This window comes from Sphingomonas oryzagri, from assembly GCF_029906645.1.
GTDB classification, from domain to species: domain Bacteria; phylum Pseudomonadota; class Alphaproteobacteria; order Sphingomonadales; family Sphingomonadaceae; genus Solisphingomonas; species Solisphingomonas oryzagri.
Genome location: NZ_JARYGZ010000001.1, coordinates 2,425,851 through 2,437,521 on the forward strand (window position 1 = coordinate 2,425,851; position 11,671 = coordinate 2,437,521).

11 protein-coding genes are annotated in these 11,671 nt (G+C 63.7%); 7 read left to right on the plus strand and 4 right to left on the minus strand.

Annotated elements, in window-relative coordinates; all coding sequences use genetic code 11:
- Positions 1-135: 135 nt before the first annotated feature.
- The gene (locus QGN17_RS11660; protein WP_281044656.1) at positions 136-2,736 is read right to left on the minus strand and encodes a PAS domain-containing protein; all 2,601 of its coding nucleotides are present in this window, start codon (positions 2,734-2,736) and stop codon (positions 136-138) included.
- Positions 2,737-2,896: 160 nt separating this feature from the next.
- Between QGN17_RS11660 and QGN17_RS11665 the strand changes: the two genes are divergently transcribed.
- The 3 genes from QGN17_RS11665 to QGN17_RS11675 are packed head-to-tail and all read left to right on the plus strand — an operon-like array spanning position 2,897 to position 5,063.
- The gene (locus tag QGN17_RS11665; protein WP_281044657.1) at positions 2,897-3,256 is read left to right on the plus strand and encodes a DUF393 domain-containing protein; all 360 of its coding nucleotides are present in this window, start codon (positions 2,897-2,899) and stop codon (positions 3,254-3,256) included.
- On the plus strand, positions 3,250-3,747 hold the full coding sequence (locus tag QGN17_RS11670; RefSeq protein ID WP_281044658.1) for a DUF427 domain-containing protein: 498 nt from the start codon (positions 3,250-3,252) through the stop codon (positions 3,745-3,747). Before QGN17_RS11665 ends, QGN17_RS11670 begins: the two co-directional genes overlap by 7 nt.
- The gene (locus QGN17_RS11675; protein ID WP_390902694.1) at positions 3,741-5,063 is read left to right on the plus strand and encodes an ABC1 kinase family protein; all 1,323 of its coding nucleotides are present in this window, start codon (positions 3,741-3,743) and stop codon (positions 5,061-5,063) included. Before QGN17_RS11670 ends, QGN17_RS11675 begins: the two co-directional genes overlap by 7 nt.
- On the opposite strand, the gene QGN17_RS11680 is transcribed toward QGN17_RS11675, so the two are convergent.
- Positions 5,064-6,050, minus strand: coding sequence for an NAD(P)/FAD-dependent oxidoreductase (locus QGN17_RS11680; RefSeq protein ID WP_281044660.1), 987 nt, complete (start codon positions 6,048-6,050; stop codon positions 5,064-5,066).
- 3 nt (positions 6,051-6,053) lie between these two features.
- On the minus strand, positions 6,054-6,653 hold the full coding sequence (gene folE, locus QGN17_RS11685) for a GTP cyclohydrolase I FolE (protein WP_390902662.1): 600 nt from the start codon (positions 6,651-6,653) through the stop codon (positions 6,054-6,056).
- A 152-nt stretch (positions 6,654-6,805) separates the two neighbouring features.
- Between folE and QGN17_RS11690 the strand changes: the two genes are divergently transcribed.
- The 3 genes from QGN17_RS11690 to trpB all read left to right on the plus strand — a co-directional run bounded on the left by QGN17_RS11690 (position 6,806) and on the right by trpB (position 9,436).
- Entirely contained in the window at positions 6,806-7,396 is a 591-nt protein-coding gene (locus QGN17_RS11690) for a PAS domain-containing protein (protein ID WP_281044661.1), read from the plus strand.
- A complete protein-coding gene (locus QGN17_RS11695) occupies positions 7,393-8,100 on the plus strand; it encodes an SDR family NAD(P)-dependent oxidoreductase (protein ID WP_281044662.1) in 708 nt (235 codons plus the stop codon). The genes QGN17_RS11690 and QGN17_RS11695 overlap by 4 nt, the downstream gene beginning before the upstream one ends.
- Positions 8,101-8,203: 103 nt before the next feature.
- Entirely contained in the window at positions 8,204-9,436 is a 1,233-nt protein-coding gene (gene trpB, locus QGN17_RS11700) for a tryptophan synthase subunit beta (RefSeq protein WP_281044663.1), read from the plus strand.
- Between the two features lie 228 nt (positions 9,437-9,664).
- Here trpB and QGN17_RS11705 read toward each other — a convergent pair whose 3' ends face one another.
- Positions 9,665-11,143 carry a phytoene desaturase gene (locus QGN17_RS11705; protein WP_281044664.1) on the minus strand — a complete coding sequence of 493 codons (1,479 nt, stop codon included), beginning with the start codon at positions 11,141-11,143 and terminating at the stop codon, positions 9,665-9,667.
- Positions 11,144-11,446: 303 nt separating this feature from the next.
- On the opposite strand from QGN17_RS11705, the gene QGN17_RS11710 reads away from it, so the two are divergent.
- Positions 11,447-11,659: a helix-turn-helix transcriptional regulator gene (locus QGN17_RS11710; RefSeq protein WP_281044665.1), complete on the plus strand. Its 213-nt coding sequence runs from the start codon at positions 11,447-11,449 to the stop codon at positions 11,657-11,659.
- The last annotated feature ends 12 nt before the right edge of the window (positions 11,660-11,671 follow it).

Consider the following 11,671-nt stretch of genomic DNA (forward strand, 5'->3'; position numbering starts at 1 on the left):
ATATGCTGTGTGACTGTGGCGTATTCGGCACGATCATCATCCTCAAGGCTCAACCATAGCCAGATTGAGCGTGCCGCACCTCGGGTTTCCCAACGACGGCGCGAGCTGTGCCGGGCCCGCTCGGAAGCACAGTATCTAGCTCAAAAGGTCGGTAATCCGCTGGCTCATGGCATCCATCGAGAAGGGTTTGGTAAGAACATGCATGCCAGGCGCGAGATGCCCGTGGCTCAGCACCGCATTCTCCGCATAGCCGGTGATGAACAGGATCTTGAGATCGGGCCGGCGCACACGCGCCGCATCCGCGACCTGCCTACCGTTCATGCCTCCGGGAAGCCCGACGTCGGTGATGAGCAGGTCCACGCGCGTGTCGGATTCGAGGATCCTGAGTCCGGCCGCGCCATCGCCTGCTTCGAGTGCCGCGTAGCCGAGACCCTCCAGGATATCCATCACGAGCATGCGGACCGTCGGCTCATCGTCGATTACCAGGACGGTCTCGCCGTCCCGCGCCTGCGGTGTCAGTGTCGGCTCCGTCTCTGACATGGCATCGCAGTCCGCCTCGCCGATATGGCGCGGAAGGTAGAGACAGATCATCGAACCCTGACCGAGTTCGGAATATATCCGGGTCTGGCCACCGGATTGTCGGGTGAAGCCGTAGATCATCGAGAGACCAAGCCCGGTCCCCATTCCGATCGGCTTGGTGGTGAAGAAGGGGTCGAACGCCTTCGAGATGGTTTCCTTGCTCATGCCGGTGCCTGTGTCCGACACGCAGAGCGAGACATATTGGCCGGGCTCCATGTCGCGCTCGGCGCCGGCGCGCTTGTCGAGCCAGCGGTTTCCCGTCTCGATCGTGATCGTCCCACCCTCCGGCATGGCGTCGCGCGCGTTGATGCACAGATTGAGGAGGGCGTTTTCCAGCTGGCTCGGATCGACGAGGACAGGCCATAACCCAGCCGCGTTCACGGCCTCCACCCTGATGGACGGCCCCGCCGTTCGCTCGATGAGCTCAGTCATGCCGTTGACCAGATCCATCACGTTGGTCGGCTTCGGTGCCAGCGTCTGCCGCCGCGAGAAAGCGAGCAGACGATGCGTCAATGCCGCCGCCCGCCGTGCGGCGCCCTGGGCCGCCTGGACATAGCGATCGGTATCCGCCCCGCGTCCCTGCGCCAGACGCATCTGGATCATTTCCAGGCTGCCGGTAATGCCGGTGAGCAGGTTGTTGAAGTCATGGGCGAGGCCGCCGGTGAGCTGCCCCACCGCCTCCATCTTCTGAGATTGCCGGAGCGCCTCTTCGGCCGCGAGCAACTCGCTCGTCCGCTCCTCCACTTGCTGCTCGAGCGAGGCAGCTAGGTCATGCAGCTCGATCTCGGCACGGCGGCGTTCCGTCGCGACCCGCGTCCGTTCGGCCACTTCGCGGATGAAGGCGAGTTCGTCGTCTGGCCATTCGCGCGCGGTCGCATGGTTCAGATACAGCAGGGCCACGAGCCCGCCCTGCTCGGTCAGCGGCATATTGACGACCGCCCGGGCGCTGATCGCCTCGAGCGCCTCCGCCCCGTCCCTCGTGCGGAGATCGAGGCGGGCGTCCGGGATGATCACATCGTCGCCGTGCTTCAAATTCTCGATATACGAGCCGTAATCCCGGAACTGGAGCACGCCTGCGAGCGAGCTAATCCCCTCGGCGTTCCAGTCCCGCTCGATCGTGATCGTCTCGCGCACGGGATCGATCAGTCCGTAGCCGGCGCGGCTGACCTCCAGCGCTTCGCCGAGAATTCTCGACGCTTCGAAGGAAATGTTGGCCGGATCCTGCACATCGCGCACGACATCGCTCAGTTCGACCAGCGCCATGCGCATGCGCTCTGCTCGGCGCTGGTCGGTGACATCCGAGGAAACGCCGGCGAGCCGCAGCGGCTTGCCCTCCGTGTTCAGGAAGGGCTGACCGCGGGACGTCAGCCAGCGAATGTCCCCGGCGGGCGTGACGATCCGGTAGGTCTGGTCGAAATCCGCGCCATGCTGCCGCGTCCGCTCGATCGCTTCGACGTTGGCGGCTCGATCGTCGGGGTGGATCGCGGCAATCCGGTCGTCAAACGTCAAGGGCTGGTCCTGATCGATACCGAAGAGGGCGCGACACGCGGGCGACGAGGTGAGTTCCCCCGTTTCGAAATTGATGCTCCAGGTTCCGAACCTACCCGCCCGCAGGGCGAAGTCGAGTTCACGCTCCTGTTCGTGCTGACGCTGGAGGCGGTTGGTGATCTCCGCCATGAGGGCAGCGTTGGAGCTTTCCAGCCCTTCGAGCCGCTCCCGCTCGAGGGTAACGTCGACTTGGCTCGCGAAGAAGTAAGCGAGCTTGCCCGCCTCATCGAAGACAGGCGCGAGGAGCAGCCGGTTCCAGAACGGCTCGCCCGATTTACGATGGTTGCGGATGTCGATCTCGATGGGGCGCACCGTCTCTACGGCATCATGGATCGCGCGGACGGCGGTTGGATCGGTGTCATCCCCCTGCAGGAAGCGGCAATTGCGTCCCAGGATCTCATCGCGGTCGTAGCCCGTCAGCCTGCAGAAGGAGTCGTTAGCGAAAACGACGGGATTGTCGTCGAGACGCGGATTCGTGATGATCATCGGCATGCGGGTCGCGCGCACTGCCGCAACGAACGGGTCCGTCCCGCTGTCGAGGCCCAGAACCTCCGCTTCGATACGCTGGGAGTCGGCGCTCCCCAATCCGTCTCGCTCTTGATCTGCCATCCGTCCCGCTCGTCCGAAATTTAATGCTGCGGGCGCTCAACCGGAGAAAACTGTCCGAGGTTCCAATTCATCGATAGGTGTAGGCAGCCGGAGCGGCGCAGCACCGGACTGCCCTATAAGACAGGATGTAGCGCTTCGTTTGGCAAGGCAAGGTGGCACCATGACCGTACTCACCGTCTGGCATGATGGCGATTGTCCGCTCTGCGTCCAGGAAGTCGCGTTTATGCGCAGACTGGATAAGGCCCGTGCCATCCGCTTCGTCGACGCGCGGCGATCGCACCTCTCGTCATGTCCGGCAAACCGTGATGAACTGCTCGCGCGCTTCCATGCGTGTGAGGAGGGCCGATTATTATCGGGCGCCGCAGCGTTCGCAGCAATGTGGCGAGCTGTGCCGCTGCTCCGTCCGGTGGGGCTGGTCGCACGCCACGGCGCCGTCTTGGCAGTGCTCGAGCGGCTCTATTCGCTGTTTCTCCGGGTCAGACCGTCGCTTCAGCGCTTGGTTCGAAAGATGGGATGGTGAGGCCGCTCCCCGACCCTATGGCAGACGGCCAGGAAAGCGTCTGGTCCTATCCACGACCTGCAATCGCAAGTCCGTCCGACGCGTTGATCCGGATCGAGCACCGGGGCAGGATTGTTGCCGAAACCAGACACAGCGTCCGGACGCTCGAGACCAGCCATCCGCCGAGCTATTATATCCCGCGGAGCGATATCGCGCCGGGGGTGCTGCGAGAGGGTGCCGGGCGATCGTTTTGCGAATGGAAAGGGTCGGCGGTCTATTGGGACGTCGTGATCGGCGATCTCGCGCTGGCGGGCATCGGCTGGAGCTACCCCGACCCGACACCCGAATCTGAGATACTGCGCGATCATGTCGCTTTCTATGCCTGGCCGTTCGATCGCTGCAGCGTCGATGGCGAAACCGTGACGCCCCAGCCCGGCGGCTTCTACGGAGGCTGGATAACCAGCAGGCTTGCCGGCCCCTTCAAGGGCGTGCCGGGAAGCCAAGGCTGGTGACGGACGAGCCGAAAGGCAGACGCGCAAGGTCGGTCCCGCGCGGTCGCGTCTCCCGCCTTGCCCAGTTCGGGCGGATCGCAGGCGGCGTGGCCGGCGGCATGATGGCCGAAGCGGCAAGGCGCCTGGCGGATGGCGAGCGGCCGCAACTCCGTGACATGATGCTGACGCCGGCCAATGTCGCGCGTGTCGCCGATCGGCTGTCGCACCTGCGCGGTGCCGCGATGAAACTCGGCCAGATGATCTCAATGGATGCCGGCGACGTGCTGCCCACAGAACTCGGCGAGATCATGAGCCGCCTGCGCGAGAACGCCCACCAGATGCCGCCAGCACAGCTCCAGCGGGTACTCGATCGGGAATGGGGCACTGACTGGCGCGGGCACTTTCGAGATTTCGAGCAGCGGCCGATCGCAGCCGCATCGATCGGTCAGGTGCATCGCGCGACGACGCACGATGGCAGGTTGCTCGCCATCAAGGTCCAGTATCCGGGCGTCCGCGACAGCATCGACGCCGATGTCGACAATGTCGCCGCCCTGCTACGAATGTCCAGCCTTGTACCGGCCGATCTCGGCATCGCGCCGTTGCTCGCCGAGGCCAAGCGACAGCTTCACGAGGAGGCCGACTATCTCCGTGAGGGCGCCACAATGGAGCGGTTCGGGACGCTCCTATCCACAACGCCCTCACTGATCGTGCCGACGCTCGAGCCGTCGCTGACCACGGCCAACGTGCTCGCGATGAGCTTCATCGAGGGCATCCCGATCGAACGATTAGCGACCCAGGATCAGACCATGCGCGATGGCGCAATGCGGGCTTTGATCGCCTCGGTTCTTCGCGAGCTCTTCGAGTTCGGGCTGATGCAGACCGATCCCAACTTCGCCAATTATCGATTCCAGCCCGAGAGCGGTCGGCTCGTCCTGCTCGACTTCGGCGCGGTACGCCCGATCGATCCCGCCACGGCCGAAGGCTATCGCCGGCTTATCCATGCCGCCTTGGCAAACGACCGCGAGGCCGTGCGGAACGCTGCGATCGCTGCAGGCTTTCTGGGCGCCGCCGCCGTTGCCCGCCACACCACATCCTTCGATGCGATGATCGACATCGCCTTGGGCGAACTTCATCGCAGCGGGCCATTCGATTTCGGCGACAGGCGCTTTGTCGGCATATTGCGCGATCAGGCCGTCGACGTCGTGACGGATCGAGCGGCTTGGCACGTTCCTCCCGCCGACCTGCTGTTTGTCCAACGAAAGATCAGCGGCACGGCACTTCTGGCGGCGAGGCTCAAGGCCCGTGTCGATGTTCGGGACATGCTGGCCGCCCTCTGATCACCTGATTTCTGACGGATAGGCCTGCTTGCCCGGCGCCATCGCCTTGGCAAGCTGTCTGCCCGACAGCCAAGCGCACTCGACACGGGGGCCGAGCAGCCAGTCGCCACACACGCCGATGCCGAGATCGGGGTTCCACAACGCGCCCTCGTCCGAGCCCGCGGACATCGCATAGCGCCAGCGATGCACCGCCGACGCGATCGGCCTGTCCAGGTCCAGGCCGAGTGCCTGGCCGAGCGCGGTCAGCATGATCTCCTCGATCTGGGCGGGCGCGGCCGCCATATGATCGAGCGACCAGGAACCGGTCGCCTGAACGACCCATGCTTCCGGACCATCTCGGCCCGGCTTCGCGCTGTTGCGCGCGGCCCAGCCGATCAACCCCTGGTTACGCAGGATGAGGGCGTCGGTCGCCAACGGGCTGTCGAACGCGAACATTGCCGTCCAGCACGGCTGGGAGCGTGCCATCAGCGCCTGACGGGCCATGCCGAGGTCGATCGGGCCGAGCAGGGTTGCGGCCTGCTCGGCGGGAAGCGCCACGACGATCATGTCGAATGGATCGGGCCCGATATGATCGCCGATGAGACGCCAGCCGCGATCGGCCCGTGCGATACCCTGGACCATCCGGCCATAATGGGTGTCGTGGCGATCGGCCATGTCGCGGATCACGGCGCTCATGCCGGGTATGCCGATCCATGCGTCCGGCCCGGCGACAGGCCATCTGCAGGCAAACCCCCGGTCCGACCAGTCGGACACGACCAGCCGGAAATCGGCGTTGCGAGCCGTGAAATACTGGGCGCCATGATCGAAGCCCGCCTCTCCGAGCGGTGTTGCGATCCGGCGGGTGGACATCCGGCCACCCGGTCCGCGCGCCTTGTCGAACAGCTTGACGATGTGGCCCTGGGCAACGAGGCCGTCGGCGCAGGACAGGCCCGCCATGCCAGCTCCGACGATGGCGATGCGGCCGTGTGTCCCAACGCCCTGCGCCACGGCTCAGCGCCCCATGAGGGCGAAGACTTCGCGGCGGCTGGTGGCGTCGTCTCGAAAGCAACCAAGCACCCGGCTGGTCGTCATCGTGACGCCCGGTGTCCGCACTCCGCGCCCTGTCATACAGCCATGCTGCGCCTCAATGACGACGGCCACACCGCGTGGCGCGAGGCCTTCCCAGATGCAATCGACAATCTGTGCGGTGAGCCGCTCTTGGACCTGGAGGCGATGCGCGAAGCCGTGCAGAACGCGCGCCAATTTAGAAATGCCGACGACATGAGCGCCCGGGAGATAGGCGATCGACGCGGTTCCGGTGATGGGCGCGAGATGATGTTCGCAGTGCGACTGGAACGGGATATCGCGCAGGAGCACGATTTCGTCATAGCCGCCGACCTCCTCGAAAGTTCGCGCGAGATGGCGGCCCGGGTCTTCCTGATATCCTCGACAATATTCGAGCCACGCCCGGGCTGCTCGAGCCGGCGTCTCGGTCAGCCCTTCGCGATCGGGATCGTCCCCTACCCATTCGATCAGTGTGCGGAACGCGTGCTCGACCTGCGCGGGGACTGCAGGCTTGGAATCCTTGGGCACCGGGGACATGAAGTTCATCGCATCGATGCCCTTTGTTGAGACAAATCACCCCTCGACCGCAAAATGCTCCAGCGAGAGGCAGAGCCATTTGGCGTTCGCGACCGCCCACGCCTAGCTGCACGAAAGGGCACTTCGCGTCAGAACTGCAAATCCGCTATGTCGTCACGCGCATGAGTATGTCCGCGATGATCCAGTCGAGCGCGATTGCTGCGGTGATCAGCAATCCCAGGCTTCCGGACAATCCGATCGTCGAATGCAACGACGCCTTCAGCGAGTTGACCGGTTACGCCCGCGACGAGATCATCGGCCGGAACTGCCGCTTCCTGACCGGCCCCGACACCGAGCAAGCCCTGACGGACCGACTGCGCGCGGGTATTCGCGACCAACGCCCGACGATGGTCGAGATTCTCAACTACAAGAAGGATGGCAGCCGATTTCGCAACGCGGTTCTGGTCGCGCCGATCTTCGGCGTCTCGGGCGAGCTGGAATATTTCCTCGGCTCGCAGGTCGAGATGCCCGCCGATACCAACACCTCGACCGACGCGAGGCAACGTGACGCCGTCGGCCGCATCGAACGGCTCACGCCTCGACAGCGCGAAGTCGTCGTCCATCTCGCGGCCGGCAAGCTCAACAAGCAGATCGCGCATGATCTGGGCCTGAGCGAGCGAACGGTGAAGATGCACCGCGCCGCTGTCCTGCAGGCGCTTGGGCTGCGTACCACCGCCGATATCATCAGGCTGGCGATTGAGGCGGGCTTTTGAGCGGCCAAGCCGTCGTGATCGGCGCGAGTGGCGGCATTGGTCGGGCGCTCGTGCGCTGCCTGGTCGAGTCCGATCGTTTCGATCATGTTCATGCCCTGGCGCGGCGGCAGATAGAAATCGAAGGCGCGGAAGCCGGATATATCGATCTCGACGACGAAGAGAGCATCGCGCGGGCGGCGAGCGTGATCGGTCCCGAGATCGGGTGCCTGATCGTAGCATCCGGATTGCTGCATGGTCCGGGCATGAAGCCCGAACGGTCACTTGGCGATCTCAACGCCGAGCAATTGACCCGGATATTCGCGACGAACACGATCGGCCCGGCGCTGGTGCTCAAGCATTTCGCGCCGATGACGGCGAAGGATCGCAGGGTTACGATCGCGCTTCTTTCGGCACGCGTCGGAAGCATATCCGACAACCGCTTGGGCGGCTGGTATGGTTATCGCGCGTCGAAGACGGCGCTCAACATGATCGTGAAGTGCGCTGCGATCGAACTCGCGAGATCCAGACCGCAGGCCATCTGCGTCGCTTTGCATCCGGGGACGGTGGACACCAAACTCAGCAAGCCGTTCCAGCGCGGCGTACCGCCGCACAAGCTCTTCACGGCTGCTTATTCCGCAGAATGTCTCACGGCGACGCTCGATCGTCTCGATCAAAGCGCCAGTGGTCAATGCTTCGCGTGGGATGGGTCCCTGATCGCGCGTTGAGACGGCCGAACCCGATCAGGCAGGCCGCTTGCTTGGCGGGCTGGTCCAACTGCCCATTCGTGCATATTGCGTCCGGCTCATGAGCAGACAAGCTGCTACTCCGATGACCCTCGCAAACTCCCTCCGCGCGCAGCCCGACGCCGCCGGGCATTTCGGCGATTTCGGCGGCCGCTACGTCGCTGAAACGCTGATGCCACTGATCCTCGACCTCGAGCGCGAATATCGCGCGGCGCAGGTGGATGACGGCTTTCAGGCGGAATTGTCCGGCCTGCTCAAGCATTTTGTCGGCCGCCCCTCGCCGCTTTATTACGCCGAGGGGCTGACCAAGGCACTGCGCAAGGATGCACCGGCCGGCAAGGGGCCGAAAATCTACTTCAAGCGCGAGGACCTGAACCACACCGGCGCGCACAAGATCAACAATTGCATCGGCCAGATCCTGCTCGCGATGCGCATGGGCAAGACGCGGATCATCGCCGAGACCGGCGCGGGCCAGCACGGCGTCGCCACCGCCACGGTCGCGGCGCGCTTCGGCCTGCCCTGCACGATCTTCATGGGCGCAGTGGACGTCGCCCGCCAGCAGCCGAACGTGTTCCGCATGAAGCTGCTCGGCGCCGAAGTGCGACCGGTCACCTCGGGCGCGCAGACGCTCAAGGATGCGATGAACGAGGCGCTGCGCGACTGGGTCGCGAACGTGCACGACACCTTCTACATCATCGGCACCGCAGCCGGCCCGCACCCCTATCCGGAGCTGGTCCGCGATTTCCAGTCGGTGATCGGGATCGAGGCCAAGTCCCAGATATTGGAGGCGGAAGGCCGCCTGCCCGATCTGCTGGTCGCGGCGGTCGGCGGCGGATCGAACGCGATCGGCCTGTTCCACACCTTCCTCGACGAGGAGGGCGTCGCGATGCTCGGCATCGAGGCGGCGGGGCATGGCATGGACACCGACAAGCATGCCGCCAGCCTCAATGGCGGCCAGCCCGGCATCCTCCACGGCAACCGTACCTATCTGCTGCAGGACGAGGACGGCCAGATCACCGAGGCGCACTCGATCTCGGCGGGGCTCGATTATCCCGGCATCGGCCCTGAACATAGCTGGCTGCACGAGATCGGCCGGGTGACGTATGAGGGCGTGACCGACGCGCAAGCGATGGACGCGTTCCAGCTCTGCTGCCGTGTCGAGGGCATCATCCCGGCGCTCGAATGCGCCCATGCCATCGCGGGCATCGTGCCAAAGGCGCGGGAGATGGACGAGGATCAGATCATTCTGATGAATCTTTCCGGCCGCGGCGACAAGGACATCTTCACCGTCGCCAGGGCCCTGGGGTGCGACATATGAATGACGCCTCCGAAAAATCGAGCGGCCCGTTGGCACGGCTCGTAAATATCCGTTGGGGGTTCGCTTCCGATTGGGTTCCCCTGCATTGGGCGATCGCTCAGTTCGCCGCGCATCGGTCCGATCTGCAAGAGGGCCTTGTGCTGGAATGGACCGGACAGTCCGGAAGCATCACGCGGGTCGACCCAGGCGAAGTGCGTCGACAATATTTACGCGAGGGCGCCTCGTCGCTCAGAGCAGATCCTGGACCATGAGCGCCGCCGTCGCCTTGGCAGATCCAACGACACCGGGGATGCCCGCACCCGGATGTGTACCGGCACCTACGAAATAGAGATTTGAGATTTCATCGTCGCGATTGTGCACGCGGAAGAAGGCCGATTGGGTTAGAAGCGGCTCAAGGCTAAAGGCCGATCCGAGGTGCGCGTTGAGATCGGCCGCAAAATCCGCCGGCGTATAGTGGAATCTGACGATCAATCGCTCGCGCAACCCCGGAATCAGGCGCTCCTCGAGATATTCGAGAATACGATCCGCGTAAGACTGTCCGATTTGGCTCCAGTCAGCCGGGAGCTTGCCCATGTGCGGGACCGGCGCCAGCGCATAAAAACTTGAACAGCCTTCGGGCGCCAATGACGGATCGCTCGCGGTCGGATGATGCAGGTATAGCGAGAAGTCGTCCGCCAGAATGCCGCGGTCGTAGATGTCGCTCAGTAATTCCTTGTAGCGTGGACCGAACAGGATCGAATGATGCGGAATATCAGGACACGCCCCCATGATCCCGAAATGGACGACGAACAATGATGGCGAGAACTTCTTGCGCTGCAAGGCACGGCTCGCGTGCTTGCCGCGTGGAGTGTCACCCAGCAGGCTACGGTAGGTGTGCATGACGTCGGCATTGGACGCGACCGCGTCGAAATCTCCGTGCCATCCGCTGGCGCAGGCCACACTCGTCACGCGTTTGCCGTCCGTCTCGATCGCGCGCACCGGATCACCGAACCGGATCGTACCGCCAAGACGCTCGAAATGCTCGACCATCGCTTCGATCAAGGCGTGTGTGCCGCCTCTCGGAAACCAGACACCCCCGTCGCGTTCGAGTTTATGGATCAACGCGTAGATGGCGCTGGTCGTCATCGGATTGCCGCCCACCAGCAGGGTATGGAAGCTCAACGCCTCCCTGAGATGCTCGTCCTCCACGAAGGACGAGACCATCGAATAGACCGATCGCCAGGCCTTGTTCTTGAGGAGCGCAGGTGCTGCCTTGATCATCGTCCGAAAATCGAGAAAGGCGACATGGCCGAGCTTGACGTAGCCTTCCTGATAGACCTTGCCTGCATAGTCCAGGAACCGACGGTAGCCTGCCACATCGGCGGGATTCAGCTCTTCGATCTGCCGAAGGAGTGCGACGTCGTCGTTCGAGTAGTCGAACGCGGCATCATCGGGCCACATCAGCCGGTAGAAGGGAGAAACCGGTAGCAATTCGACGTCATCTGCCATGTCGCGACCGGAAAGGGCCCACAGTTCGGAAAGACAGTTCGGATCGGTGATGACCGTCGGTCCGGCATCGAAAGTAAAGCCGTCGCGCTTCCATTGATAGGCACGACCGCCCGGCTTGTCGCGCGCCTCGATCACGGTGGTCGCGATCCCCGCCGACTGCAGGCGAATGGCGAGTGCCAATCCGCCGAAGCCTGCGCCTACCACCGCCGCTGTCTTCACTCCAATATCCCTCCTCCGCTGTACCAAGTCTGCCGAAGGGGGCTAAACGCGTGAGATCAGGCTAGAAAGGTGACTTTTGGTGAAGTCCACCTAACGTTTAGGCACTGCCTCTCTCGCCTGATTGTCGCGATTTGAAACCCTGTGCTGGGTGGTCATGTTGCGACCGTTGCGATGTCAGGACCGATGCCGGCCAGTTGTTTGGTCAGGCGGCTTTCAGCAGTGCTGCAGTTACTGGCGCTTGCGAGATGCCATCTGAGATAGCATATTTCACCGAGCGGGCAGACCGACTGAAGGTTGGTTTGCATGGTTGATCGTGACGACAAATTCCTTCGCCTCCCTGCGGTGATCGAGAAGACCGGCTGCGGGCGTGCATCCATATATAGAATGATCAACGCCGGCGTCTTTCCACGTCAGGAGCGCATCGGTGCGCGCGCCGTCGGTTGGCGGCTTTCGGCGATAGCCCGCTGGATGGAAGCGCCGGCAGATTATCAGGAGGATCGACCGGCGGCGGGCTGACACCGCCGGTGC